The following is a 26,477-nucleotide window of genomic DNA, read 5'->3' on the forward strand; positions in this document are numbered from 1 at the left end:
CAGACTAGTGGCCAGAGCGCCACTCGTCCTCGAGCATCGCGTAGTGCACCAGTGTCGTCCACGCACCCTTGAACCACTCGGCATCGCGCTCGACCGCTTCCTTCCGCATCCCGAGCCGCTCGATCACCCGCGCCGAGGCGGTGTTGCGCTCGTCGACCCTGGCCGTCACCCGGTGCAGGCCGAGCCCGTCGAATGCCAGCCCCAGCAGCGCCCGTGCGGTCTCGGTGGCGAAGCCGCGGCCACTGAACTCGGGGTTGAAGGCATAGCCGATCTCGCCGGACCGCTGCTCCTTGCTGTGCCAGAAGAGCACGACGTCGCCGATCAGGCGGCCCTCGTGCTCGACGGCGAGACAGAGCACCTCACCCTCCCGGCGCAGGACGGAGAGACGCCTCTCGGGTGCGTACGCCTTTCGCAGCTGCTCGCGGTCACGCGGAAGCGGCGGGATGTAGCGGCACACCTCCTCGAGCGAGAGATAGGCGTGCAGGTCGTCGAGGTCGCGCTCGACGTCGATCGGGCGCAGCGCCAACCGCTCGGTGGTGACCGGGTAGTCCGGCGCCAGCGCGGGCTCGGCGAGCTCCTGGAAGACACTCAGGTGCAGACCCGCCGGCCCGTCGAGACGGGCGTTGAGGGACTCCCACGGGGTGCGGGTAGGTGGCGCGACGAGGGTGGCACCGCCATCGACGAGCCGGGAAGCGACGGCGGCGGAGTCCTCGACCTCGAACGCCACCCGGACGTGGCCGGCCGCCGGCTGCCCGACCTCGACCTCGTCGATGTAGGCGTGCTGGGCGGAGTTGGCGAGCTCGAGCGTGGCCAGGCCGGCGTCGAGGATCGTCACATGAGCCTCACCGGGGCCGGAGAAGGCGGCCTGCTCCGGCAGGCCGAGGGTGTCGCGGTAGAAGGCCACCGCCTGCTCGTAGTCCTTCGCCTCGACCACCAGTCGGAGCTGCTTCACGGGTCCACTCATGCCCGCAACGTACGGCCGAATCGCCCTTCGCGCACGCGATAATGACAGCAGGGCAGGCCACCCCCGCGGACCTGCCCTGCTGCACTACCCGGATCGGGGTCAGACGGCGGCGGGCTGGAAGCCCGCGAGCTTCTCGACGGCCTCGCGGAAGCGGGCCTGGGCCTCGGCGTCGGTGAAGACGTCGATCTCGTGGACCGGCTGGGAGACGATGGCGTCCTCGACGACGATGGCGCCGCCGATGCTGGCCGAGCGGGCGGCGTCGGCGTGGGACCACTTGGCACCGTAGGGGGTCGGGGCGACGCCGACGACCGAGAGGATCTTGCCCTTGAGCACGCCGGCGGCGTAGGGGCGCGAGAGCCAGTCGATGGCGTTGTTGATGACGGCGGGCATCGTGCCGTTGTACTCCGGGGTCACGATGAGGACGCGGTCGGCCTCGTCGATCACCTTGCGGAGCTGGGTCACGGCCTCGCCCGGGTCGGCCTCGAGGTCCTCGTTGAAGAACGGCACGTCCGCCAGCCCGTCGACGATCTCCAGGACGACACCATCAGGCGCCTCGGCGACCAGCTTCTCGGCGAGCTTGCGGTTGATGGAGTCGGCGCGCAGGCTGCCAACGAGTACGGCGATACGGGTGTCGGTCACGGGTTCTCCTCGTAGGACGCGGAAAGTTCAATGTTGAAGTGTTGAACGCCCGCGTCCCGGGGATTCATTCCGTGACAGCGGCCTCCGGGGGTGTGGTCTCGCCCACATGCCGGCGCAGCCCGAAGGTGAGCCCGTCGACCAGGGCCTCCCAGGACGCCTCGATCACGTTGGATCCGACCCCGACCGTCGTCCACGACGTCGAGCCGTCGGAGGTCTCGATCAGCACCCGCGTCCTCGCGTCGGTGCCGTGGCCCTGGTCGAAGAGCCGCACCTTGAAGTCGATCAGGTCGAAGTCGGCGACCACCGGGAAGGCACGCGTGATCGCGGCCCGCAGCGCCTGGTCGAGCGCGTTGACCGGGCCGTTGCCCTCGCCGGTCTCGACGTGACGTACGCCGTCGGCGTGGATCTTCACGATCGCCTCGGTGGTCGAGCTGGTCTCCGGGCCGCCACCGCGAGCCTCGGAGATGACCCGCCAGGACTCGACGTCGAAGAAGGACGGCCGGGCGCCATCGACCTCCTCGATCAGGAGCAGCTCGAAGGAGGCGTCGGCGGCCTCGAAGGTGTAGCCACGCTGCTCGGCCTCCTTGACCCGCTCGGTCACCCGGGTCACCAGGTCGCGGTCGTCGGACAGGTCGTAGCCGAGCTCGCGCCCCTTCAGCTCGATCGAGGCCCGCCCGGCCATGTCCGAGACCAGCAGCCGCATGTCGTTGCCGACGCCAGCCGGGTCCATGTGCTGGTAGAGGTTGGGGTCCACCTTGATCGCGGAGGCGTGCAGCCCGGCCTTGTGGGTGAACGCGGAGGCACCGACGTAGGGCTGCCGGCCCGCGGGCGGCACGTTGGTCACCTCGGCCACGGCGTGGGCGACGCGGGTCGCCTCGCCGAGCAGGCCCGTCGGCAGCACCTCGCGGCCCAGCTTCAGCTGCAGGTTGGCGACCACGGAGACGAGGTCGGCGTTGCCCGTACGCTCCCCATAGCCGTTGATGCAGCCCTGGACGTGCATCGCGCCGGCGTCCACGGCGGCCAGCGAGTTGGCGACCGCGCACCCGGTGTCGTTGTGACAGTGGATCCCGACAGCCCCCTGGGTGGCGCCGCGGACGTCGTGGACGACGTCGGCCACCCAGCCCGGCAGCATCCCGCCGTTGGTGTCGCACAGCGCGACCACGTCGGCACCCGCCTCGTAGGCGGTCTTCAGGACCTCCAGCGCGTAGTCGCGGTTGGCCCGGTAGCCGTCGAAGAAGTGCTCGGCGTCGAGGAAGACCTGCTGGCCCTCTTCGCGCAGGTGGGAGACCGTGTCGCGGATCATCGCGAGGTTCTCCTCGAGCGTGGTGCGCAGCGCGAGCTCGACGTGGCGGTCGTGGGACTTGGCGACGAGGGTGACGACCGACGCCCCGGAGTCGCGGAGCGCGGCGACCTGGGGGTCGTCAGCAGCCCTCACGCCGGCCCGGCGGGTCGACCCGAACGCCGCCAGCCGCGCGTGCTTGAGGTCGAGCTCGGAGACGGCCCGCTTGAAGAACTCGGTGTCCTTCGGGTTCGCACCGGGCCAGCCGCCCTCGATGAACCCGACGCCCAGACCGTCGAGGTGCCGGGCGATCGCGAGCTTGTCGGCGACGCTGAGGTTCAGGCCCTCCTGCTGCGCACCGTCGCGCAGGGTGGTGTCGTAGACGTGGAATTCCATGGCTCTGTGTCCTCGGGTCCTCGGGCTGGGCTGGGCTGGGCTGGGCTGGGCAACAAAAAACCCTCTCGGGAACGAGAGGGTGGCGCGTCGGGCAAGGCTCGACGCGCTAGCGAATGATGATGACGTACGTCGTCATAGCCCTGATACTGCCACGAAATCTCATCCCGGGGGACGGGCGTCTCACCAGCCGAGGAGCTCGACCCACCACGGCTCGTCGCCACCGGAGAACTGCGAGCCCTCGTCGGCGAGGGTCTGGATCGGGAAGAGCGCCAGGGTGATCACGACGGCGAGCCCGAGGATCCACGGCACCCATCGCGCCGAGATCCGGTGGACCGCCTTGGTCACCGGGTCCCGCAGCCGGTCGCGGCCGGAGCCGGTCCACAGCGCGCCGACGAACGCCAGGCCGGCGAATCCCAGCGCCGCCTCGAGGGAGAGCTGCAGGGCGAAGCCGATCAGCACCGCCGCCACCACGAACCCGAAGCCCCACACCCCGACGACGAACGTCTTCGGGAGCGAACGGACCAGTCGCCAGGGAGCGCCGATCAGCAGCCGGGGCGCGTCATGCCACTTGCGACCGCGATACCACCGCCATCGGCGCAGGTCGCCAGCCGCCAGCGTGCCGGCGCGGATCAGCCACGCCGCGCCGAGCACGGTCCAGAAGCCGATGCTCGGGAACGCGGCGATCAGGCCGACGGCGAAGGCGAGCAGGCCGAGCCAGACGGCCCCGCGGCGCAGCTTCTCCAGACCGCTGTCCTGGCGCGGCTTGCGCTGGCTGGGAGGGATGAACGGCGCAGCCGGGGTGGTGGCCTTCTCGCGCTCTGCCCGGTCGCTCAGCGAGAGCTGCTCGACCGGCCTGTGCACGAACGGCCGGCGCGGCGTACGCAGCCACTCGCGCACCTCGTCCAGCGTCGGCCGGTCCGCGGGGTCGGGTGAGAGCGCCTGGCCGAGCAGCCCGCGCAGCGGCTCCGGCACCCCATCGAGGTCGTGCTCACCGCGCCGGGCGCGGTCCATCAGCTTCATCGAGTTGCCCTCGCCGAAGGGCGGGCGGCCGGTCGCTGCGTACGCCACCACAGAGGCCCACGAGTGCACGTCCGACGCCGGAGTCGCCGGGTCGCCGACGGCGATCTCGGGCGGCAGGTAGCCGGGGGTGCCGATCAGCAGGCCGGTCACGGTGATCTTCGGGTCGTCGGCCACGCGGGCGAGCCCGAAGTCGATCAGGATCGGCGTACGCCCTTCCATGATGATGTTGGCGGGCTTGATGTCGCGGTGGAGGACGCCGACGGCATGGCAGTCGGCGATGCCCTCGGCCAGGTCGCTGGCCAGCTGCTCGACCTCCTCGCGCGAGAGCACGCCCTCGTTGACGATCTTGTCGTGCAGCGTCGGCCCCGGGACGTAGCGGGTCGCCAGCCACGGCACCTCACCCCACGGGTCGGCGCCGACCACGCCGGCCACCCACCTGCTCCGCACCCGCTGCAGCGAGGAGACCTCGCGCGCGAGCCGATGGCGGCCCTCCTCGTCCCCCACGAACTGGGTACGCAGCACCTTCAGCGCCACCCGCTCACCGCTCGTGCGGTGGCTGGCCAGATGGACCCGTCCCATCCCGCCCTGCCCCAGCAGAGAGAGCAGGTCGTAGTCACCAACGGTGTCCCGTTGGGTCGCCGGCAGACGGCGAGGGGCTGTCGTCACGAGACAAACCTTATCCGCCGCGGCCGACACCCCGCCGACGCGTCAGGTACGTCGGCCGAGACGTCTCTCCCGTCGGCCGACATGGCACCGATCTGCCATATGGATTCGCGGGAGTGACGCCTCGACCTGCGTACGTGACCTCTCGGCCGACGCGGCCGACGTCTCGGCTAGACGATCTTGCGCATCCAGCCGAAGGTGTCCTCGGCCCGACCGAACTGGATGTCGACGAGCTGCTTGCGGATGGTCTTCCAGACCTCGCCGTCGCCGGCGGAGGCGATCGAGCCGCCGTTGTAGACGAGCTCACCGACGGGCGTGACGACGGCGGCGGTGCCGCAGGCGAAGACCTCGGTGATCTCGCCGGACTCGACGCCGGCCTTCCACTCGTCGATGGCGAACTTGCGCTCATCGACGGTGTAGCCGAGCTTGCCCGCGAGCTCGATGATGGAGGCGCGGGTGATGCCCTCCAGGATGGTGCCGGTCTCGGGGGTGACGATCCGGCCGTCGGCGTGGACGAAGTAGAGGTTCATGCCGCCGAGCTCCTCGACGTACTTGCCCTCCTGCGCGTCCAGGAACACCACCTGGTCGCAGCCGTTGGCCGAGGCCTCGGCCTGGGCGACCAGGGAGGAGGCGTAGTTGCCGCCGGTCTTGGCCGCGCCCATGCCGCCGCGGCCGGCACGGGTGTAGTCCTCGGTGAGCCAGATCCGCACCGGCTTCACGCCGCCCTTGAAGTAGGAGCCGGCGGGCGAGGCGATGACCATGTAGGTCACGTGCTGGGCCGGGCGCACGCCGAGGAACGACTCCGAGGCGAACATGAAGGGCCGCAGGTAGAGGCTCTTCTCATCGCTCTCCGAGGCCTCGGGCACCCAGCGCTGGTCGACCTTGACCAGGTCGAAGACGGTCTGCACGAAGTCCTCGATCTCGAGGACGGGCAGCGCGAGCCGCTCGCTTGAGCGGGCCATCCGGGCGGCGTTGGCCTCGGGCCGGAACGACCAGATCGAGCCATCGGCGTGCCGGTAGGCCTTCATCCCCTCGAAGATCTCCTGGGCGTAGTGCAGCACGGCTGCCGACGGGTCCAGGCTGAGCGGTGCGTACGCCTCGATGCGACCGTTGTGCCAGCCCTGTTCGGGCGTCCACTCGACGGTGAGCATGTGATCGGTGAAATGGTTGCCGAAGCCTGGGTTCGCCAGGACCTCCGCGAGCTGCTTGTCGGTGGCCGGTTGGGTCGACAATGTGGTGCTGATCTCCATGACCATGAGATTAGTCCTGTTCTTCGGGTGCTGTGCTAATGCGGGCGGGGTAAGTGATGGGGGCAGACGAAGGGCCGGGCGCAGATTCTCCTGCGCCCGGCCCTTCGTGGGTTGAGCGTCTAGCTGGCTACGCGGGCGGCGATCGCGTCGCCGACCTCGGAGGTCGTACGTCCTGCCGAAGCGGAGCCAGAGGCGTTCGATGCAGCGGAACCGCGCTCGGAGAGGTCGGCGAGCACGGCGGCGTCGATGGTGGCGGCAGCCTCGGGGTGACCGAGGTGCTCGAGCAGAAGGGCCCCGGACAGGATGGCCGCGGTGGGGTCCGCCTTCTGCTGGCCGGCGATGTCGGGGGCGGAGCCGTGGACCGGCTCGAACATCGAGGGGAACTCCCGGGAGGAGTTGATGTTGCCGGAGGCGGCCAGGCCGATGCCGCCGGTGATCGCAGCGGCGAGGTCGGTGATGATGTCGCCGAAGATGTTGTCGGTGACGATCACGTCGAAGCGGGCCGGGTCGGTGGCGAGGAAGATCATCACCGCGTCGATGTGGAGGTAGTCCACGGTGACGTCGGGGAACTCCTCGGCGACCTGCTGAGTGATCCGCCACCACAGCGAGCCGGCGTTGACGAGCACGTTGGTCTTGTGGACCAGGGTCAGCTTCTTGCGCGGGCGCGCCTGGGCACGGGCGAAGGCGTCGCGTACGACCCGCTCCACGCCGTAGGCGGTGTTGATCGAGGTCTCGGTGGCGACCTCGTGCGGGGTTCCGACCCGCATCGCGCCACCGTTGCCGACGTAGAGCCCCTCGGTGCCCTCGCGCACCACGACGAAGTCGATCTCGCCCTTGTCGAGCACGGCCGGCGACAGCGGGGAGGTCGCCCCCGGGAAGAGTCGCGACGGGCGCAGGTTGACGTAGTGGTCGAGCTCGAAACGGAGCTTGAGCAGCAGCCCGCGCTCCAGGATTCCGGGAGGCAGGTTCGGGTCGTTCGGCTTGCCGCCGATCGCGCCGAGCAGGATCGCGTCCTGCTCCTTGATCTCGGCGAGAACGGACTCGGGGAGCACCTCACCGGTGGCGAGATAGCGCTCGGCGCCGAGGTCGTAGCGGGTCTGCTCGAACTTCACCGGAGAGGCGATCTCGAGCACCTTCAGCGCCTCGGCGGTCACCTCCGGTCCGATGCCGTCGCCGGGGATCACTGCGAGGTTGGTCGTAGACATACGGCGAGACTAGTTGTCGTCGGGCAGCTGGCCGCCGTTGTCCCGCAGGTCGAGCGCCTGCTGCACCGCAGCGATGGTGTTCTCGACGCTGTGCGGGTTGTCGGGGTCGTGGCTCGCCGGGCCCCACTCGCGGCCCCACTTGTTGTGATCGGCGGGGCTCTCCGGATACATCGCGTACATGACTTCTTCCTTCACACTTCGGGAAACAGAGGGTGTGGGAGAGAAGCCGGGGTCTTTAGAAGACGGAAGCCACCGCGACGAGGTGGCTTCTCCTGCGGTCGTTACCGCCGGGCCCCGTCGCGGCACTCGAGTACGAGAAAAATGCTCCGCATGGTGATCCGACGTTAACCCGGCAGACGCCTCGAGAGAGCAGATCTGGACGAATGGTCCGCCATTCGAGACACCCGTGCGCGCGCTCACACGCGATATCGGGAAGACTGGCCCTGTGAGTGCACCCCCAGAGCTTCCCGACATCGTGACCCGCGCCTTCGATGTCTCCCGCCGCGCGGGCTATGTGTCGTTCTGTCGCAACGAGACCGGGCGGCTGCTGGCGACTCTGGCGGCCACCCGGAGCGGCACGATGGCGGAGTTCGGCACCGGGTGCGGCGTCGGCACCGCCTGGCTGCGAAGCGGCGTACGCGGCGAGGCGGCCCACATCGTCTCCGCCGAGCTCGACGAGCACCTCGCCAAGGAGGCCGCCGAGATCTTCGCCGACGACGCGCAGGTCGAGGTCATCGCCGCCGACTGGGGCATCCTGCGCGACCGAGGCCCGTTCGCGCTGCTCTTCCTCGACGCCGAGACCCCCGGCGGGGTCTCCCCCGACCAGCTCTCCGACCTCGTCGAGGAGGGCGGCATCGTCGTCATCGACGACCTCATCCCCACCGACCTGTGGCCGCCGATCGTCTACGGCCGCGTCGACAGCCTGCGCGAGTCCTGGCTCACCGACGAGCGCTTCACCACCGTCGAGGTCATGGTCGCCGCCGACACCAGCGTCCTGCTCGCCACCAAGCGCTGACCGGCTGCGCGTTCCTTCATCAAGGTATGCAGGTCAAGGCGCACATCCCATGCGGAGTTCCACACGGGATGTGCGCCTTCGGCTGCATCCCTTGACGGAGGACACCCTCAGCCGAAGAGCTCCTCGGCCAGGTAGTGACCCGTCTTCGGCGCGCGCGGGACGGCGAAGATCGCCGACCCGACGTGGGCGATGTACTCGTTGAGCAGGTCGACGCGTCCGAGCTTGCGCTGCAGGTCGACGAAGATCGCGGGGTCCTTCTGGAAGGCGATGAAGAAGAGGCCGGCGTCGAGCTGGCCCAGCGAGTTGAGCCCATCGGTGAAGTTGTAGCCGCGGCGCAGCATCTTCGCTCCCCCGTTGTTCTCCGAGGCCGCCAGGGCGACGTGGGAGGTCGGGTCGATGACGGGCTCCCCGTCGCGTACGGCCTTGAAGTCCGGGGTGTCGAACTCCTTCTTCCCGCTCAGCGGCGCACCCTCGGCCTTGTCCCGGCCGATGGTGAGGTGCTGGGTGTCGATGGTCGTGCCGTCCCAGACCTCGATGTCCATGTTGATCTTGCGGGTGACCAGGTAGCTGCCGCCCTGCATCCATGCGGGCTCGTCAGGATCGGTGACCCAGACGAACTCGTCGAGCTCGTCGTCGGTCTTGATGTTGCGGGTGCCGTCCTTGAGCCCCATCAGGTTGCGCGGCGTCTTCTGCCCCTTGCCGGCCGAGGCGCGACCGAAGCCGAGGACGGTCCAGCGGGTGGTGACCAGGCCTCGCCCGATCCGGACCAGGTCGCGGATCGCGTGGTAGGCCACCTGCGGATCGTCGGCGCAGGCCTGCAGCGCCAGGTCGCCGCCGCACAGCTCGGGCTTGAGCTCGTCGGAGGGCAGCCGCGGGATCTCGGCGAGCAGCTTCGGGCCACGTCCGGCCAACCCGAAGCGGTCGTCGAAGAGCCCGGGCCCGAGACCGAGGGTGACGGTCAGCGAGGCCGGCGAGAGGTCGTACGCCTCCCCCGTGTCCTGCGGCACCCCGTTGCTCCGCGAGGGCTCGACGGACCCGACCGGGTTGCCCTTCATCATCGTCGCCATGGCCGCCGACCAGCGCGCGAAGAGCACCTTCAGCTGTTCGGCCGTGGTGCCTTCGACGACGTCGAGGGACATGAAGACCAGGTGCCGCTGCGGCGGCGTGGCGATGCCGACCTGGTGGTCGCCGGTGTAGAAGTCGTACGCCTTGGAGAGGTCGAGCCCGTCGGAGGCCGCCGCCTCGGCGGGTGAGACGGCGCGGCCGCCGAGGAAGCCGGCCGCCGCTCCGGCCGCGGCGCCGCCCCCGGCGCCGGCGATGAGCCGGCGCCGGGAGAGGCCCTTGCCTTCGGTGGCCATCAGGCCGTCGCTGCCTTCTCGGCCAGGCGCCCGAGCACGTCCTGGAGCGACTGCACGGTCGCGGAGAGCTTCTTGCCGTCGGAGGCCTTCAGCTCCGCGGTGTAGGCCTGGTAGCCGCCCAGGGCCTCGGGATCCTTGTAGCCCTCGAGGTCGTCGGTGACCGCGGTGAACCGCGCGTCGATGGTCTTGACCAGCTCGGCGTCGATCTTCTCCAGACCCGGACGGAGGGCGGCGTAGGCCTGCTGGGCGCCCTCGACGTTGTTGGCGAAGTCGACGAGATCGATGTGGCTGTAGGCCTCCTCCTCGCCGGTGATCTTGCCCGACTGGACCTCCTCGAGCAGCGCGGCGGCCCCGTTGGCGAGGTCCTCGGGCTTGAACTCCAGGCTCTTGCCCACCTCGGCGAGCTTGGTGACGTTGGTGACCAGGTCGGCGGCGTACTTCTTGGTCTGCTCGGTGATCTTCTTCGCCTCGAACAGGTCGCGCTCGACGGCGTGGAAGCCGCTCCAGCCGACCGCCTCGTCGAGGTTGGAGGCGCGCATGTCGATCAGGTAGTCGAGGTTGCCCTTGTTGTCGGTCGGGTCGAAGCCCTCCATCACGAAGCCCTCGACGTCGGACTCGATCTTCTCGTAGAACGGGCGGGCGTCGGCGTAGGCCTGCTGCGCGGCGGCGACGTCACCGGATTCGACGGCCTTCTGCAGCTCCTGGACCCCGACGACCATGGCGTCGATCTGGGTGCGTACGTAGGTGGTGTAGTCCTCGGCGCCGGTGGCGAGCAGCTCGGCGGCGTCGCCCGTCGGCTCGGCCGCGGCCTCACCGGTGACCTCGAAGGGAACTCGCTCCTCGGAGGCGCCGGGGCAGTAGATCTCGTAGTCGCCACCACCGAGGGTGAGCGTGAAGGAGGCTCCAGGAAGGCCCGGGGCGAGGTTCTCCTTCTCACCGAGGATCTTCTGACCGTCCATCAGCTCGACCTCGGTGACTCCGGCCGCCGACTCGTTGGTGACCGTGAAGGTCACCGGTCCGGCCGCGGCTGTGTCGGTGTCGAGCTCGCAGACGTCACCGTCGGAGCCGCTGACCAGCTTCACCTCGACCTGGCTGGCGCCCTTCTTCTTCGGGGCGGCCGAGTCGTCGGTGTCGCTGCCACAGGCGGCCAGCCCGGTCAGGCACAGCGCGGTGAGTGCTGCAACAGAGATCGCCTTACGCGACATGGGTGGTTCCTTCCACTGTTGACTCCTGGCTGCCTTCGCGGCCGGGGTCGTTGACGGCGCGCGGTTCGGTGGCGCGGCCGGGACTGCGCCGGGACTGCCACAGCAGCAGCCCGGCGAGGACGATGAGGGCGATCGGCACCCAGTGCTTCCACAGCAGCCGGTCGTGGGCGGCATGGTCCGCGCCGGCGATCGTCGCGGACAGGTCCTTCGCGTAGGTCTCCTCGACCTGCAGCGCGGCGCCGTCGACGGTGAACGTGCGCGGCGAGGTCAGGCCGCCGCCTTCGATCGTGAGCAGGAGCTTGCCGGTGGTGCGTACGTCGACCAGCCCCTCGTCACGGCTCAGCACCGTGTGGCGGGTGGTGTCGGTCCACCGAGCCTCGTAGGGGCCCGGGGCGGTGGTGAGGTTGAGCCCGACCGGGACCCTGTTGCCGGTGTAGGTCAGCAGGTCCTGCGCGGTGAGGGTGGCCGGCAGATCGCCGGAGCCCTCCCCGTGCCAGGCGGTGTCGGCGTTACCGGTGTGATCGGTGGGGTCGGCGAGCTCGATCTTCTCCTCGCCCGCGGTCAGCGTCGCGCCGTCGCCGGCGACGGCCAGCACCGCCGTACGTCCGTCGGCCAGCGGCGCTTGGCGGGGCACCTCGACGCTCGGCAGCGGCACGAGGACGAAGAGCGCGGCAGCGCCGGCCACGGCGACGGCCGCGCCGCCGATCCGCAGCCGTCGCGCGAGCGCTGTGCCCGGGCGCAGGCGGGTGGGCAGGAGCAGCATCGCGAGCATCGGCACCAGGTAGGCGAGCCAGCCGAGCACCTCGATCACCCGCGGATCGGCGGGGACACCGAGGATGCCGGTGATCACCGCCGAGCGGACCGAGCCGTTCGGGATGAGCCAGGACAGGTCGACGGTGGGACCCTGACCGACGGTCACCCAGCCCGCCTCGTGTCCGGTGCGCAGCGCGAACATCACCAGGCCGGCCGCGACGAAGACCAGGAACACGCCGGTGACCTGGAAGAACATCTTCAGGTTGAGCCGCAGCCCGCCGGCGTAGATCCCCCAGCCGAGCCCGACGGCGATGGCCAGGCCGAGCAGCGCGCCGAGGATCGCGGCGGGCGCGCTGGTGGCGTTCTGGATCGTGGCGAGCAGGAAGACCGAGGTCTCGAAGCCCTCGCGCAGCACCGCCAGGAAGCCCATCAGCGCCATCGCGGTCATCGTGCCCGCGCCCAGCGCCGCGGCGGCCGCCTGCTCGAGGTCTCCCTTCAGCGTGCGGGCGTGGGCGTGCATCCAGCGGATCATCCCGGTCACGAAGACGATGGCGATCACGCCGATCACGCACTCGAGCATCTCCTGCTGCCGCTGCGGCAGCGCCTGCTCGAGGAGCCGCAGGGCGACGCCGACGGCGATGCTCAGTCCGATGCCGGCGCCGACGCCCACCCACAGTCCGCGCAGCGGCGCGCCGTTGCGGCGCAGGAAGGTGGCGATGATCGACACGATCAGCGCAGCCTCGAGCCCCTCGCGCAGGCCGATGACGAATGTTGGCAGCATTCCCGCAGCGTAGCCTTAGGTAAGGCTCACCTTGTAGGCCGGGGACCAGAACTTTGCCCTGGCGCGCGTCTCGGGCCGGCGGCTCAGATCGCGCAGCCGTCGGGACCGCAGGCGTCGCCGTCGCCGACGATGGTCAGCGCCGGCTTGGTCTCGGCGTGCACCTTCTCAAGGAGCTGGCTGAACAGGTCGGTCGGCTGGGCACCGGAGACGCCGTACTTCCCCTCCACGACGTAGAACGGCACCCCGGTCGCGCCGTAGGCGCGGGCCTGGTCGATGTCGGCCTGCACGTCGCCGGCGAACTCGTCGCCCGCGAGGACCTCGTCCACCCGGGCGGCGTCGAGGCCGACGTTCACCGCGGCCTGCTTCAGGACGGCGTGGTCGCCCATCGACTCACCGCGGGTGAAGTACGCGGCGAGTAGCTCCTCCTTGAGCACGGCCTGCTTGCCCTCGGCCTTGGCCAGGTGGAGCAGTCGGTGGGCGTCGATGGTCCGCGCGTGCGGGGTGTCCTCGTGACGGAACTCGAGCCCGGCCGCGGCCGCGGGCACGTTGGCCTGCTTCATCATCTCGCGGGCCTGGTCGACGGAGGCGCCGAACTTCTTCGCCAGGGCCTCGACCGTGGTCTCGACGGGCACCTGCGGCGCGCTGGGGTCGAGCTCGAAGGAGTGGTAGACGATCTCGACGTCGTCGCTGTGCTCGAAGCGCTCCAGGGCTTCCTCGAGGTGGCGCTTGCCGATGTAGCACCAGGGACAGACAACGTCGGACCAGACATCAATACGCATGCCCTGAGAACGTTTCGTCCCGTACGAAACATTCCACAGCGGACTGATCTACCCCGAGACGGTCTCAGGGGAGATCAGGGGAAGGTCCAGGCACCCGCCAGGGATCTGCCCGACGCGCCGGAGGGCCGCCTGGCACCAGGCTCGGAGCATGATCCAGATCGATGCCCTCTCCAAGAGGTACGGCAGGTTCACGGCCGTCGACAACGTGACCTTCACCGCCGAGCCCGGTCGGGTGACCGGCTTCCTCGGCCCCAACGGCGCCGGTAAGTCCACGACCATGCGCATCCTGGTCGGACTCACCGATCCGTCCTCCGGCAGCGCCCACCTGCTGGGCCGCCACTTCTCCCAACTGCCCAACCCCGGTCGCGAGGTCGGAGTGCTGCTGGATGCCTCCGCCCAGCACGGCGGCCGCACCGGCCGCGAGATCCTCACCCTGGCCGCCCGCACCATGGGGCTGCCGAAGTCCAGCGTCGCCGAGACCCTCGACCGGGTGAGCCTGACCGAGGAGGAGGCCGGTCGTCGCGTACGCAACTACTCCCTCGGGATGCGGCAGCGGCTCGGCATCGCGACGGCCCTGATCGGCGACCCCGAGGTGCTCATCCTCGACGAGCCGGCCAACGGCCTCGACCCGGCCGGCATCCGCTGGATGCGCGACCTGCTGCGTGGCTTCGCCGACGACGGCGGCACCGTGCTGCTCTCCTCGCACCTGCTGCACGAGATCGAGGTGATCGCCGACGACATCGTGGTGATCGGCAACGGCCGGATCGTGGCGCAGGGCACCAAGCAGGAGCTGCTCACCAGCGGCGAGACGTACGCCCGTTCCAGTGATCCCACCTCACTCGGCCGGGCCCTCCAGCGGGCCGGCCACACCGCCGAGATCACCACCGAGGGGGCCGTCCTCAGCGACGCCGACCTCACCACCGTCGGCCAGATCGCCTTCGACACCGGGCTCGTGCTGACCGAGCTCCGCGCCGCCGACGGCGCCGGCCTGGAGGAGATGTTCCTCCAGCTCACCGCCGAGACCCAGCGCGACCACCTCCAGACCCCCGAAGGGCTGGATTCATCGAAAGGGAAGGCAGCATGACCACCACGACCCTCGCCCCTGAGCCGGCCACGCCGGCCGGACGCAACCCCGAGGCGGTACGCCGCCGCGAGCGGGCCGTGCCCGCCCCGATCCCCTTCGGCCGGATCGCCGGCGTCGAGCTGCGCAAGATGTTCGACACCCGCTCGGGGTTCTGGCTGATGGCCAGCCTGGTCGTGCTCTCGCTGGCCGCGACCGCGGTGACGATCATCTTCGTCGACGCCGACAACCTCGACTACGAGGGCTTCGCCAGCGCCTGGGGCATGCCGATGTCGGTGGTCCTGCCGATGATCGCGGTGCTAGCGGTCACCAGCGAATGGAGTGCCCGCAGCGCACTGACCACCTTCACCCTGGTGCCCGGCCGCGGCCGCGTCATCGCCGCGAAGGCCCTGGTCACCGCCGTGGTCGGCGTCGTCGCCATCGCGGTCGCCGCGGCCGTCGGGGCGCTCGGCTACCTCGGCGTGGCAGCCGTCATGGACCTCGACCCGGTGTGGAACATCTCGTTCACCGAGCTCGCCCAGGTGACCCTGGCCAGCGAGATCGGCATGTTCATGGGCTTCATGCTCGGCACGCTGTTCCGCAGCTCGCCGGCCGCCATCGTGGCGTACTTCGTCTACGCCCTCGTCCTGCCCGGTGTCTCATCGGCGCTCGCCTCGACCAACACCTGGTGGGCCGAGCACGGCAATTGGCTCGACCTCAACTGGGCCACCATGGGCCTCTACACCGAGATGACCGACAAGATGTGGGCCCAGCTCGGCGTCACCAGCGTGATCTGGCTGGTGGTCCCGATGCTCGTAGGCCTCCGCCTGGTCCTCAAGTCCGAGGTCAAGTAACCCGCCGAGTCGGCGCAAACTGACCACAAATCCAGCCGAGTCGGCGCGTTGGAACGCGCCGACTCGGCTGGGTTTTGACGAACAGCGGGATCAGCGGGCGGCTGAGCCCGAGCGCCCCTTCGGGACGCTGGGTCGCTTGCTCGGCGAACGAGCCAACGCTCGCTGGCGCTCGCGAGCTCGTTACCTCGCTGCGCTCCCCTCGGTGTAGTCGTCGTCGGACTGGCTCCACGAGAAGTGGGCGCGCAGGGCCTTGCCGGTGGCCTCGATCGGGTGACCGGCCTCCTCCTCGCGCAGCTTCTGGAACTCGGCCGCACCGTTGTCCTGGTCGGCGATGAAGCGGGCGGCGAAGGAGCCGTCCTGGATCTCGGCGAGCACCTGCTGCATGGTCTCCTTGACCTGCGGGCCGATGACGCGCGGGCCGGAGACGTAGTCGCCGTACTCAGCGGTGTCGGAGATCGACCAGCGCTGCTTGGCGATGCCGCCCTCCCACATCAGGTCCACGATGAGCTTGAGCTCGTGGAGCACCTCGAAGTAGGCGATCTCGGGCTGGTAGCCGGCCTCGGTCAGCGTCTCGAACCCGGCCTGGACCAGGTGGGACACGCCGCCGCAGAGAACGGCCTGCTCGCCGAAGAGGTCGGTCTCGGTCTCCTCGGTGAAGGTCGTCTTGATGACACCGGCGCGGGTGCCGCCGATGCCCTTGGCGTACGACTTCGCGAGGTCCCACGCGGAGCCGGAGGCGTCCTGCTCCACGGCGATGATGTCCGGGATGCCGCGGCCGGCGACGTACTCACGACGGACGGTGTGGCCCGGGGCCTTCGGGGCGACCAGGATCACGTCGACGCCCTCGGGCGCCTTGATGTAGCCGAAGCGCACGTTGAAGCCGTGGCCGAAGACGAGGGTCTTGCCGGCGGTCACGTGGGGCGCGAGCTGGTCGTTGTAGAGACCACGCTGGTGCTGGTCGGGGGCGAGGATGACGATCACGTCGGCCTCGGCGGCGGCGTCGGCCGGCGCGAGGACCTTGAAGCCCTCCTCCTCGGCCTTGGGGGTCGACTTCGAACCGGGCTGCAGGCCGATGCGCACGTCCACACCGGAGTCACGCAGGTTGAGCGCGTGGGCGTGGCCCTGGCTGCCGTAGCCGATGACGGCAACCTTCTTCGCCTGGATCAGCGCGAGGTCGGCGTCGTCGTCGTAGAAAATCTCAGCCACGAGGGCTTCTCCTTTAGTTGTGTTTGATAGGGGTTCAGACCGCGGAAGGCGGAGCGGGCACAGCCACGGATCGCAGGCTGCGCTCGGAGATCGACCGGGAGCCGCGGCCCATGCCGACCATGCCGGACTGGGAGAGCTCACGGATGCCGAAGGGCTCGATGACCCGGAGGAAGTCGTTGAGCTTCCCGGTGTTGCCGGCGAGCTGGACGACGACGGTGTCGGTGGACACGTCGACGACCTTTGCCCGGAAGAGCTGGATGGTGTCGAGCACCTGGCTGCGGGTCTCCGTGGTGGCGGTGATCTTGACCAGCATGAGGGCGCGCTGGACGCGCGTCTCAGGCTCGAGCTCGACGATCTTGATCACCTCGACCAGCTTGTTGAGCTGCTTGGTGACCTGCTCGAGGGGGGTGTTCTCGAGATTGACCACGACCGTCATGCGGGAGAGCTCGTCGTGCTCGGTCGGGCCCACCGCGAGAGATTCGATGTTGAAGCCGCGGCGCGAGAAGAGCGCGGCCACGCGGGCCAGGACGCCGGGCTTGTTCTCGACCAGGACGCTCAGCGTGTGCTTGCCGCCGGTCTTCACGGGCTGGATGCTCATCAGAGGTCGTCCTCGTCGAACTCGGGCGCGAGGTCGCGCGCGTACTGGATCTCGTCGTTGGAGGAGCCGGCGGCGACCATCGGCCACACCATGGCGTCCTTGTTGACCCGGAAGTCGACGACGACGGGCATGTCGTTGATCTCCATGGCCTTCTCGATGGTGGCGTCGACATCCTCGGCGGAGTCGCAGGCCAGGCCGACGCAGCCCATGGCCTCGGCCAGCTTGGGGAAGTCAGGGATGCGCTTGGGCTGGCCGTGGGACTGCAGGTTGGTGTTGGAGTAGCGCTCGCCGTAGAAGAGCGTCTGCCACTGGCGCACCATGCCGAGGTTGTCGTTGTTGATGATCGCGACCTTGATCGGGATGCCCTCGATCGCGCAGGTGGCCAGCTCCTGGTTGGTCATCTGGAAGCAGCCGTCGCCGTCGATCGACCACACCGTGGAGTCCGGGCAGCCGACCTTCGCGCCCATCGCGGCCGGGACGGAGTAGCCCATCGTGCCGAGGCCGCCGGAGTTGATCCAGGTGTTGGGGTGCTCGTAGTCGATGAACTGCGCGGCCCACATCTGGTGCTGGCCGACACCGGCGGTGAAGATCGTCTCCTCGCCGGAGATCTTGCCGAGCCGCTCGATGACGTACTGCGGCGAGAGGCCCTCGGTGGGGAGGTCGTAGCCGAGCGGGTACGCCTTCTTGATCCCGGCCATGAACGCGACCCAGCCCTCGTAGTCGCCCTCCTTGCCGGCTTCCTTCTCGGCGGTGAGCACCGCGATCAGGTCGGTGAGGACCTCACGCACGTCGCCCACGATCGGGACGTCGGCGTAGCGGTTCTTGCCGATCTCGGCCGGGTCGATGTCGGCGTGGATCACCTTGGCGTTGGGGGCGAAGGAGTCCAGGTTGCCGGTGACGCGGTCGTCGAAGCGGGCGCCCAGGCTGATGATCAGGTCCGACTTCTGCAGGCCGGCGACGGCGGGGACGGTGCCGTGCATGCCCGGCATGCCGAGGTGCTGCGGGTGGGAGTCGGGGAAGGCGCCGCGCGCCATCAGGGTGGTCACCACCGGGATCCCGGTGAGCGTGGCCAGCCGCAGGAGCTCGCGGTGGGCGCCGGAGCGGATCGTGCCGCCACCGACGTACAGGACCGGCTTCTTGGCCTCCAGCATCAGGCGCGCCGCCTCGCGGATCTGCTTGGCGTGCGGCCTGGTCACCGGGCGGTAGCCCGGCAGGTGGAGCTCGGTCGGCCACCGGTAGGTGGTGGTGGCCTGCAACGCCGACTTGGTGACGTCGACGAGGACCGGACCCGGCCTCCCGGAGGAGGCGAGGTGGAAGGCCTCAGCGACCCGCAGCGGGATCTCCGCGGGGTCGGTGATGAGGAAGCTGTGCTTGGTGACCGGCATCGTGATGCCGCGGATGTCCGCCTCCTGGAAGGCGTCGGTGCCGATCATCGCCGCGCCGACCTGGCCGGTGATGGCCACCATCGGCACGGAGTCCATGTTGGCGTCGGCGAGCGGGGTGACCAGGTTGGTCGCGCCCGGGCCGCTGGTGGCCATGCAGACCCCGACCTTGCCGGTCGCGGCGGCGTAGCCCTGGGCGGCGTGGCCGGCGCCCTGCTCGTGACGTACGAGGATGTGGCGGATCTTCGAGTCCATCAGCGGGTCGTACGCCGGAAGGATCGCTCCTCCCGGAATGCCGAAGATGTTCTCGGCCCCCGCTGCTTCCAGCGACTTGATCAGGCTCTGCGCGCCTGTCATCTGCTCGCTCATGTCCGCCGTCCTACTCATCAGAGCTGTCTACTCATGGGATCTCGTGGTCTGTCGCTTGTGCAACAAAAAACCCTCCGGCCCGGCGGGCAACGGAGGGAGACGCGTCGTCTGGGGCCAGTGGCTCCTAGGCGACGCGCCTGATAAGTACGAGAATGCTGTTCAGCATGCCCACACGTTAACCCCATGTGTCGCGCCGTGTCACCCAACCCTATCGTGCGTCCCATGATCTGAGATCACCGTCCCAGTATCTGTCAGTCGTTCGGCTGGGGCGGATCTCAGGGTTCTCACCGAGGCGACCGGCCCGCGGCCGTCGATACGCTGGCCGGACAAGTGGATCTCGGGTCTGACTGCCCCATGGAGGCAACGATGTCGACCGACGAGAAGCAGAAGTCCCCGTGGCTGCCGCCACACTGGTTCATCCGCGCCGCGTGGTGGTTCCACCGCCGGCTGTACGCCGCGGGCGGAGCCCGCTTCCTGCGCCGCCCACGCGCCGGCCGGGCCGGCATGCTCCGGCTGACCACGGTCGGGCGCCGCACCGGACAGGAGCGTTCGGTCATCGTCTCCTACGTCCCCGACGGGTCCGGCTACGCGACGCTCGCCATGAACGGCTGGGCCGATCCGGCTCCGGCGTGGTGGCTCAATCTGCAGGCGCTTCCCGAGGCGCGCGTGGAGACGGTCGAGGGCGGCGTACGCGAGGTGCGTGCGCGCGAGGCCGTCGGGCCCGAGCGCGACCGGCTCTGGGAGCTGCTGGCAGCCGTGGACGACGGATGGGGCGAGCTCGACGACTTCGCCGCTCGCCGCTCGCACCCCACCCCCGTCGTGGTCCTGGAGCCCACCGAACCGTCGTAGCCCGCCTCCGGGATCAGGCCAGACCCAGCCGCTCGCGCAGGAAGGTCCAGGCGAAGGCGGAGAGGTGGGCCGACTGGGCGTTGTTGGCGGCGCCGCCGTGGCCGCCCTCGATGTTCTCGTAGTAGGTGACGTCCTTGCCGGTCGCGGCCAGGAGCGCGGCCATCTTGCGGGCGTGGCCGGGGTGGACGCGGTCGTCCTTGGTGGAGGTGGTGAGCAGGACGGGCGGATAGGTCCTGGCAGCGTCGAGCAGGTGGTAGGGCGAGAAGGTCTTGATGAACTCCCACTCCTCCGGCACGTCCGGGTCGCCGTACTCGGCCATCCAGCTCGCGCCGGCAAGGAGATGCGAGTAGCGCTTCATGTCCAGCAGCGGAACCTGGATCACGACCGCGCCGAACAGCTCGGGGTAGAGGGTGAGCATGTTGCCGGTCAGCAGCCCGCCGTTGGAGCCGCCCTGGATCCCGAGGTGCTGGGCGTCGGTCACGCCGGTCTCGGCGAGGTGGCGGGCGACCGCGGCGAAGTCCTCGTACGCCTTGTGCCGGTTCTCCTTCAGCGCCGCCTGGTGCCAGGCCGGGCCGTACTCCCCTCCCCCGCGGATGTTGGCGACGACATAGACGCCGCCCTCGCCGAGCCAGGACCGGCCGACGCCGGCGGAGTAGCCCGGCGTCATCGGGATCTCGAAGCCGCCATAGCCGTAGAGCAGCGTCGGCGCCGGTCGACCGTGTCCGGCGAGGGCGGCCTCGGAGCCGACGATGAAGTAGGGGATCCGGGTGCCGTCCGCCGAGGTGGCGAAGCGCTGCTCGGCGCGGAGCCCGTCGGTGTCGAACCAGGCCGGCGCCGACTTGAGCGGCTCGATCGCCTCCGCGCCGATCTCGGTCAGCCCGTACGTCGCCGGGGTCAGGTAGCCGCTGGTGACGACCCAGACCTCGTCGGACTCGACCGCGTCGACGGCACGAGTGCCGACCGCGGCCACCGGGTCGGTCGCGGGGAAGTCGGAGCGCGTCCACTCGCCGGAGGGCGACGGGGTGAGTACATGGAGCCGGTTCTTGACGTCCTCGAACACGTTGAGGACGAGGTGGTTACGGGTCCAGGTCGCCCCGGCGAGCGAGGTCTTCGCGGTGGGCTCGAAGAGCACGGTGAGGTCGCGCTCACCGGCCAGGAACCGCTCCGCGTCGGTCGCGAGCAGCGAGCCGGCGGCGTACGTCGTTTCGGCGACGGTCCACTCGTCGCGGAGCTCGATGACCAGCCACTCACGGTGGAAGCCGGCCTCGGCCGAGTCGGGGATGTCGAGCTTGGTGAGGGTCTGCTCGGGGGTGCCGGGGTCGGTGGCGACGTAGGTCTCGGACTTGTAGAACGCGATCGAGCGGCTGACCAGATCGCGCTCGAAACCGGGGGTGTGGATGCGTCGGGCGGAGATGTACATGTCCTCGTCGGTGCCCTCGTAGACCACCGCCGCGTCCTCGAACGGGGTGCCACGGCGCCACAGCTTCACGATCCGCGGGTAGCCGCTCGGGGTCAGTGAGCCCGGGCCGAAGTCGGTGTAGACGTAGACCGCGTCGGGTCCGCACCAGGAGAGCGCGCCCTTGGCGCCGCCCTGCTCGACGGCGCGGGTGAAGCCACCGTCGGCCGGGCTCACGAAAGCCTTGGTGACCAGGTCGAACTCCCTCGTCACGTCGGCGTCGGAGCCGCCCGGGGAGAGGTCGACGAGCACCTTGCGCCACGGCTCGCCTGGCTCGGGCCGGAGCACCGAGGCGCCGTGCCAGACCCAGCTCTCGCCCTCCTCCTCGGCGAGCGCGTCGAGGTCGAGCAGGATCTCCCACTCGGGATCGTCGGTGCGGTAGGACGCCGGCGTGGTGCGCCGCCAGATGCCGCGCTCGTGGTCGGCGTCGCGCCAGAAGTTGTAGAGATGCTCGCCGAGGCGCGAGACCTCGGGCACCCGGTCGTCGGAGTCGAGGACCTCGAGGATCTGCGCCTCGATCTTGGCGAAGACGGGGTCGGCACCGACGCTCGCGTGAGCCTCCTCGTTGCGGGCCCGGACCCAGGCCAGCGCCTCGACCCCTTCGACCTCCTCCAACCAGCCGAACGGGTCCTCCCCGGCGGGGTCGAGCGGGGTCACGATCGTCAGCTCAGAGGTCATGCCGGAAGGCTACTTCGCGGTGTGCAAGTTGCAGCCGACAGGCACAATTGCGACATGAGTGACGCGGAGGGGTCGTCGAAGGGGTTGCCGCGGCGAGCGGCGACACGGACGGCGAAGCTGGCCGCGCTGCCGATGGGGTACGCCGGGCGCAAGGCGCTCGGGCTCGGGAAGCGGATCGGGGGCAAGCCCGCCGAGGCGGTGCTGGCCGACGTGCACCAGCGTACGGCCGACCAGCTGTTCCGCACCCTGGGCGAGCTCAAGGGTGGTGCGATGAAGTTCGGGCAGATGCTCTCGGTGATGGAGGCGGCGCTGCCGGAGTCGCAGGCGGCCCACTACCGCGCCCAGCTCACCCGGCTCCAGGACTCCGCTCCCCCGATGCCGACCGGGATCGTACGCGGCCTGCTGGCCCGCGACCTCGGACCGGACTGGGCCTCGCAGCTGATCGAGCTCTCCGACAAGCCGGCCGCCTCGGCCTCGATCGGGCAGGTGCATCGGGGCCGGTGGTCCGACGGTCGCGAGGTCGCGGTGAAGGTGCAGTACCCGGGCGCCGACGAGGCGCTGCGCGCCGACCTGCGCCAGATCGGCCGGGTCGCGGCGATCGGCAACGCGGTGGTGCCCGGGATGGACGTCAAGGCGCTGGTCGCCGAGCTGCAGGAGCGGGTCGTCGAAGAGCTCGACTACCCGAAGGAGGCCGAGGCCCAGCACGTCTTCGCCGAGGCCTATGCGTCTCATCCCCTGATCGACGTCCCCGATGTCGTCGCCGTGGGACCCTCGGTGCTCGTCACCGAGTGGGTGGAGTCGGAGGGCTCGATCGCGAAGATGATCGCCGAGGGCACTCCCGAGGAGCGCGACCACTACGGCGAGCTGCTCGCCCGGTTCTGGTTCTCCGCGCCCGGACTGACCGGGATGCTCCACGCCGACCCGCATCCGGGCAACTTCCGGGTCCTTCCCGACGGTCGGATGGCCGTGCTCGACTTCGGGCTCGCCGCGCGGCTCCCGGAGCGGGGCTTCCCCGAGCCGATGGGGCGGCTGATCCGGATCGCCGCGACCGGCGACGCGGACGCCCTGGTCGCGGGCCTGCGCGACGTGGGCTTCATCCGCGAGGGCATCAAGGTCGAGCCGCAGCACGTGCTCGACTACCTGGCGCCGTTCGTGACCCCGGCGCTGGAGGAGCGCTTCCGGTTCACCCGGAAGTGGATGCGGGAGGAGTTCAAGCGGATCAACGACCCCAAGGATCCCGCCTACACGGTCGGCCTCAAGCTCAACCTGCCGCCGTCCTACCTGCTCATCCACCGGGTCTGGCTCGGTGGACTCGGGGTGCTGGCGCAGCTCAACGCGGAGGCGCCGTTCCGGGAGATCCTCGAGGAGTATCTGCCCGGGTTCGCGGACTGAGGTTCCGCGGTCAGGGCAGCACGGTCTGCCCGACCGGGCCGGGGTTGTAGGCGATCTCCCAGCGCACGCCGTCGGGGTCGGCGAAGTAGCCGGTGTAGCCGCCCCAGACCCGCTCCTCGGCGACCGAGGCCTCCCGCCCGAGCGACCGGGCGAGCTCGAGGACGTCGTCGACCTCCTCGCGGGTGGCGACGTTGTGGGCGAGGGTGAACGGCGCCACGCCGTCGGCGACGGCGATCTTGCCGACCTCCTCCTCGAACTCGCCCCGGTCCCACAGCGAGAGGATGACGTGCTCACCGACGCGGATCATGAGCACCCCGTCCGCCTCCATCTCGGGGGTCCAGCCGAGGCCGTCGACATAGAACGCCCGGCTCGCCGCCACGTCGGCGACGGCCAGGGTGATGAAGCTGATGCGCTGGTCCATGGCAGCCACACTGCCATGGACCAGCGAGGGCGTCAGGCCTCCACTGTCAGGCTTCCTTGGGCCGGCCCGGCTTCTCGCGCAGGACGTCACGACGAGCGCGGTACTCGTTCTCGTCGATCTCGCCCGCGGCGTACCTCTCGGCCAGCCTCGCCTCGCCCGCGCGCCGCGGCCCTTCGGCCACCCGCTTGCGGTTGAAGAGGACGACCGCGGTGATGATCGCCGCGATCACCAGGAACCACAGGATCGGGAAGATCGGCCAGAACGCCGGCGGCCCTCCCCCGTCCTGCCATGGTCCGTTCTCGCGCCACGGACCCCAGTTGTCGCCGGTCACGGCGAGGGTTGCCACGGTCTCGTTGATGCTCATTGCTCGTGTCCTGTCTGTTGGGCTTCTCGATGCCCTCCAGACTGCTGCGCGCGAGCCGCCCGCACATCGGCTCAGGAGCGGGGGCTGCGTACGCAATCGTGCGTAGGCCGCCCCGCGAGAACGAACGCGACACAGGCGATGACCGCCGAGGTCACCATCACGATCGCGGCCGGCACGGCGGTGCCCTCTCCGCCGAGACTGACCAGCGGCGAGACCAGCGCGGCGAGCCCGAACTGGAGGGCGCCGAGTAGGGCCGAGGCGCTGCCGGCGGCACGAGGCACCGACTCGAGCGCGAGCGCGGTCGCGTTGCCGAAGACCAGGCCGAGGGGTGCGACCGCGACGAAGACCGTGACGGCGAGGAGACCGACCGGTAGGCCGGTGAGCGCGATGGCCAGGAACAGCACGGTGCCAGCGAGAGAGACCGCGAGCCCGAGGCCCACCAGGCGGCGTACGTCGACCCGGCCGGCGAGGTTGGCCGAGGCCGCGCTGACGATCATGAGGGCGAGCGCGTTGAGGCCGAAGAGCAGGCCGTACGCCATCTCGCTGAGGCCCATCATCTCCTGGTAGAGGAACGGCGAGGCCGAGATGTAGGCCATCATCACCGCGAACCCGAACGCGAAGGCCAGCGTGTGGCCGACGTAGCCCCGCGAGCCGAGCTCACCGGCCACCGACCCCTGGTCGACCCGGGCGGCGCGGAGCTCGGCGCGGCGGACGGGCGGCAGCGACTCGCGCACGACCGCGAGGACCGCCACGAGCATCAGTACCCCGATCGCGAGCACGACGGCGAGCACACCGCGCCAGCCGAGCGGCCCGGCGATGAAGCCGCCGGCCAGCGGCGCCACGACCGGGGCGACGCCGCCGACGACCATCATCAGGCTCATCGCGCGTGCTGCGGCGGGCCCGTCTGCGCGGTCGGAGACGATCGCGCGGCCGAGCACCATGCCCGCGGCCCCGGACAGACCCTGCACGAGCCGGGCCATGACCAGGAGCTCGACGGTCGGCGCGAAGACGGTGGCGAGGCTCGAAAGCACGAAGACCGCGGCACCGACGAGAAGAGGCGTACGTCGCCCGACCCGGTCCGAGAGCGGCCCGAAGGCGAGCTGGCCCACGGCGACGCCGACGAGGAACGCCGTGAGCGTCAGCTGGATGCTCGTGGCGTCGGTGCCGAGGTCGGTCACCATCGCCGGGAACGCCGGGAGATAGAGGTCGGTCGCGAAGGGCGCGACGGCGGAGAGAAGGGCGAGCACGAGCAGCAGCGCCGGCCCGATCGCGGATACGGCAGGCCGAGACGGCGGCTCGAGGGTGGAGGTGGCGGCGGGCGAGGTCATGTGACGCAACATTAGTTATGTTTTCATAATTATCCAAGCGCAACCATTAGACTGTGAGCATGCTTACCCGCGCCGACGCCGACGAGCTCGCCGACCTCGCGGAGATCGTCGCGACACTCGCCCGTGACATCGAACGCCACCACATCCGCGACCCGGAGATCACCGAGCTCTCGACGGGCGAGCAGGCGGTGATGCGCTACGTCGACCGCCACCCCGGCGCCACCCCCAGCGAGATCGCCCAGGACGTCGGCATGCAGCGCCCCAACATGAGCGCCACGCTCCGCAAGCTCGAGGAGCGCGGCCTCGTGGTGCGCACCGAGGGTCAGGGAGACCGGCGGGGGAAGGTCGTCACCCCGACCCCGTACGCCGCCGAGAACCTGCGCCAGCTGCGCGCGGTGTGGAGCGACGCGCTCGCCCCGGCCGCCAGCGAGCCGGACCTTGCCGAGCTCACCGCCCGGCTCAGCGCCATCCGCGACCTCGTCGCGGCCAACCGCGGCAGGCTCAGCGCCGGGTCAGGTCGCTGAGCGCAACCCGCTGACCACCGTCGGCATCGAAGTTGTCGGGTGCGAGCCAGCGCTCGTGACCCTCCCGAACGCCTCGCCACTCCTCGGCGGTCACCGAGAACCAGTCGGTGTCGCGGTTGCGGCCCTTGACGACCATGTGGTTGCGGAACCGGCCCTCGTAGCTGAACCCGAGCCGCTCCGCGGCCCGCCGGGACGGTTCGTTGAGCGAGTCGAGCTTCCACTCGAAGCGCCGATAGCCCAGCGTGTCGAACGCGTGCCGCATGAGCAGGTGGATCGCCTCGGTCGCTGCCCTGGTGCGGGCCAGCGCGGACCCGAAGAGCACCCCGCCGACCTCGATGCTCCCGTTCGCCGGGTTGATCGCGTGGTAGCCGGCGACCCCGGTCGCCCGGCCCTCCCGCTCCCCCTCCTTCGGGACGAACGCGAACGGCACGACGTCGGCCGCGTCGACGAGCCCGGCCAGGTGCATCCACAGGTCCTGCAGCGAGGTCGGCATCGCGATCGGCCGGTAGGTCCACAGGTCGGCGTCCTCGGGGCCGCAGACCGCGGTGTAGAGGTCCGAATACTGTGCCGACGAGAGTGGCGCGACCCGGACGTAGCTTCCCTCGAGGGTCACCGGCTCGGGCCACGGCCGCACCTCCCAGCCTTCGACGACAGCACCAACGGGATAGGAGAAATCGGTCACGGCGGTC

At 70.0% G+C, this 26,477-nt stretch carries 25 protein-coding genes; 6 read left to right on the forward strand and 19 right to left on the reverse strand.

Going from position 1 to position 26,477, the window contains the following annotated elements:
- Positions 1-4: 4 nt before the first annotated feature.
- The 7 genes from OH802_RS25405 to OH802_RS25435 form a co-directional block, all read right to left on the reverse strand.
- Positions 5-964, reverse strand: a complete 960-nt coding sequence (locus OH802_RS25405) for a GNAT family N-acetyltransferase (protein ID WP_406023188.1) — start codon at positions 962-964, stop codon at positions 5-7.
- Positions 965-1,063: 99 nt separating this feature from the next.
- Positions 1,064-1,603 (reverse strand): NADPH-dependent FMN reductase, encoded by a 540-nt coding sequence (locus OH802_RS25410; protein ID WP_406023189.1) that lies wholly within the window; start codon positions 1,601-1,603, stop codon positions 1,064-1,066.
- A gap of 64 nt (positions 1,604-1,667) precedes the next feature.
- Positions 1,668-3,278: a citramalate synthase gene (gene cimA / locus OH802_RS25415; protein ID WP_406023190.1), complete on the reverse strand. Its 1,611-nt coding sequence runs from the start codon at positions 3,276-3,278 to the stop codon at positions 1,668-1,670.
- A gap of 180 nt (positions 3,279-3,458) precedes the next feature.
- On the reverse strand, positions 3,459-4,964 hold the full coding sequence (locus OH802_RS25420) for a protein kinase domain-containing protein (protein ID WP_406023191.1): 1,506 nt from the start codon (positions 4,962-4,964) through the stop codon (positions 3,459-3,461).
- Positions 4,965-5,131: 167 nt separating this feature from the next.
- Positions 5,132-6,211, reverse strand: coding sequence for a branched-chain amino acid aminotransferase (locus OH802_RS25425; protein WP_406023192.1), 1,080 nt, complete (start codon positions 6,209-6,211; stop codon positions 5,132-5,134).
- A gap of 119 nt (positions 6,212-6,330) precedes the next feature.
- Complete coding sequence (locus OH802_RS25430; RefSeq protein ID WP_406023193.1) at positions 6,331-7,416, reverse strand: 3-isopropylmalate dehydrogenase; 1,086 nt, start codon at positions 7,414-7,416, stop codon at positions 6,331-6,333.
- Positions 7,417-7,425: 9 nt separating this feature from the next.
- Entirely contained in the window at positions 7,426-7,596 is a 171-nt protein-coding gene (locus OH802_RS25435; protein WP_355230687.1) for a hypothetical protein, read from the reverse strand.
- 265 nt (positions 7,597-7,861) lie between these two features.
- Between OH802_RS25435 and OH802_RS25440 the strand changes: the two genes are divergently transcribed.
- Positions 7,862-8,431 carry a class I SAM-dependent methyltransferase gene (locus OH802_RS25440; RefSeq protein WP_355230689.1) on the forward strand — a complete coding sequence of 190 codons (570 nt, stop codon included), beginning with the start codon at positions 7,862-7,864 and terminating at the stop codon, positions 8,429-8,431.
- 107 nt (positions 8,432-8,538) lie between these two features.
- On the opposite strand, the gene efeB is transcribed toward OH802_RS25440, so the two are convergent.
- The 4 genes from efeB to OH802_RS25460 all read right to left on the reverse strand — a co-directional run bounded on the left by efeB (position 8,539) and on the right by OH802_RS25460 (position 13,307).
- The gene (efeB, locus tag OH802_RS25445) at positions 8,539-9,789 is read right to left on the reverse strand and encodes an iron uptake transporter deferrochelatase/peroxidase subunit (RefSeq protein WP_406023194.1); all 1,251 of its coding nucleotides are present in this window, start codon (positions 9,787-9,789) and stop codon (positions 8,539-8,541) included.
- Positions 9,789-10,994, reverse strand: a complete 1,206-nt coding sequence (gene efeO, locus OH802_RS25450) for an iron uptake system protein EfeO (protein ID WP_406023195.1) — start codon at positions 10,992-10,994, stop codon at positions 9,789-9,791. The genes efeB and efeO overlap by 1 nt, the downstream gene beginning before the upstream one ends.
- Positions 10,984-12,528: an iron uptake transporter permease EfeU gene (efeU, locus tag OH802_RS25455; RefSeq protein WP_406023196.1), complete on the reverse strand. Its 1,545-nt coding sequence runs from the start codon at positions 12,526-12,528 to the stop codon at positions 10,984-10,986. Before efeU ends, efeO begins: the two co-directional genes overlap by 11 nt.
- 83 nt (positions 12,529-12,611) lie before the next feature.
- A complete protein-coding gene (locus tag OH802_RS25460) occupies positions 12,612-13,307 on the reverse strand; it encodes a DsbA family oxidoreductase (RefSeq protein ID WP_406023197.1) in 696 nt (231 codons plus the stop codon).
- Between the two features lie 148 nt (positions 13,308-13,455).
- Between OH802_RS25460 and OH802_RS25465 the strand changes: the two genes are divergently transcribed.
- Complete coding sequence (locus OH802_RS25465; RefSeq protein WP_406023198.1) at positions 13,456-14,391, forward strand: ABC transporter ATP-binding protein; 936 nt, start codon at positions 13,456-13,458, stop codon at positions 14,389-14,391.
- A complete protein-coding gene (locus tag OH802_RS25470; protein WP_406023199.1) occupies positions 14,388-15,221 on the forward strand; it encodes an ABC transporter permease in 834 nt (277 codons plus the stop codon). Before OH802_RS25465 ends, OH802_RS25470 begins: the two co-directional genes overlap by 4 nt.
- A gap of 180 nt (positions 15,222-15,401) precedes the next feature.
- Here OH802_RS25470 and ilvC read toward each other — a convergent pair whose 3' ends face one another.
- The 3 genes from ilvC to OH802_RS25485 are packed head-to-tail and all read right to left on the reverse strand — an operon-like array spanning position 15,402 to position 18,776.
- Positions 15,402-16,427: a ketol-acid reductoisomerase gene (gene ilvC / locus OH802_RS25475; protein WP_160024591.1), complete on the reverse strand. Its 1,026-nt coding sequence runs from the start codon at positions 16,425-16,427 to the stop codon at positions 15,402-15,404.
- Between the two features lie 34 nt (positions 16,428-16,461).
- Positions 16,462-17,025, reverse strand: coding sequence for an acetolactate synthase small subunit (gene ilvN / locus OH802_RS25480; RefSeq protein WP_183546677.1), 564 nt, complete (start codon positions 17,023-17,025; stop codon positions 16,462-16,464).
- Entirely contained in the window at positions 17,025-18,776 is a 1,752-nt protein-coding gene (locus OH802_RS25485) for an acetolactate synthase large subunit (protein WP_406023200.1), read from the reverse strand. Before OH802_RS25485 ends, ilvN begins: the two co-directional genes overlap by 1 nt.
- A 366-nt stretch (positions 18,777-19,142) precedes the next feature.
- On the opposite strand from OH802_RS25485, the gene OH802_RS25490 reads away from it, so the two are divergent.
- Entirely contained in the window at positions 19,143-19,625 is a 483-nt protein-coding gene (locus OH802_RS25490; RefSeq protein ID WP_406023201.1) for a nitroreductase/quinone reductase family protein, read from the forward strand.
- A 13-nt stretch (positions 19,626-19,638) separates the two neighbouring features.
- Here OH802_RS25490 and OH802_RS25495 read toward each other — a convergent pair whose 3' ends face one another.
- Complete coding sequence (locus OH802_RS25495) at positions 19,639-21,759, reverse strand: prolyl oligopeptidase family protein (RefSeq protein WP_406023202.1); 2,121 nt, start codon at positions 21,757-21,759, stop codon at positions 19,639-19,641.
- A 54-nt stretch (positions 21,760-21,813) separates the two neighbouring features.
- On the opposite strand from OH802_RS25495, the gene OH802_RS25500 reads away from it, so the two are divergent.
- Complete coding sequence (locus OH802_RS25500; RefSeq protein ID WP_406023203.1) at positions 21,814-23,151, forward strand: ABC1 kinase family protein; 1,338 nt, start codon at positions 21,814-21,816, stop codon at positions 23,149-23,151.
- 10 nt (positions 23,152-23,161) lie between these two features.
- On the opposite strand, the gene OH802_RS25505 is transcribed toward OH802_RS25500, so the two are convergent.
- The 3 genes from OH802_RS25505 to OH802_RS25515 all read right to left on the reverse strand — a co-directional run bounded on the left by OH802_RS25505 (position 23,162) and on the right by OH802_RS25515 (position 25,264).
- Positions 23,162-23,572, reverse strand: a complete 411-nt coding sequence (locus tag OH802_RS25505) for a VOC family protein (protein ID WP_406023204.1) — start codon at positions 23,570-23,572, stop codon at positions 23,162-23,164.
- A 46-nt stretch (positions 23,573-23,618) separates the two neighbouring features.
- Positions 23,619-23,936, reverse strand: coding sequence for an SHOCT domain-containing protein (locus OH802_RS25510; protein WP_378836921.1), 318 nt, complete (start codon positions 23,934-23,936; stop codon positions 23,619-23,621).
- Between the two features lie 71 nt (positions 23,937-24,007).
- The gene (locus OH802_RS25515) at positions 24,008-25,264 is read right to left on the reverse strand and encodes a multidrug effflux MFS transporter (RefSeq protein ID WP_406023205.1); all 1,257 of its coding nucleotides are present in this window, start codon (positions 25,262-25,264) and stop codon (positions 24,008-24,010) included.
- 59 nt (positions 25,265-25,323) lie between these two features.
- On the opposite strand from OH802_RS25515, the gene OH802_RS25520 reads away from it, so the two are divergent.
- Entirely contained in the window at positions 25,324-25,788 is a 465-nt protein-coding gene (locus OH802_RS25520) for a MarR family winged helix-turn-helix transcriptional regulator (protein ID WP_406023206.1), read from the forward strand.
- On the opposite strand, the gene OH802_RS25525 is transcribed toward OH802_RS25520, so the two are convergent.
- Positions 25,766-26,470, reverse strand: a complete 705-nt coding sequence (locus OH802_RS25525; RefSeq protein WP_406023207.1) for a GNAT family N-acetyltransferase — start codon at positions 26,468-26,470, stop codon at positions 25,766-25,768. The genes OH802_RS25520 and OH802_RS25525 overlap by 23 nt on opposite strands.
- Between the last annotated feature and the right edge of the window lie 7 nt (positions 26,471-26,477).

The sequence above is a fragment of the Nocardioides sp. NBC_00850 genome, assembly GCF_045207335.1.
Taxonomy (GTDB): Bacteria; Actinomycetota; Actinomycetes; order Propionibacteriales; family Nocardioidaceae; genus Nocardioides.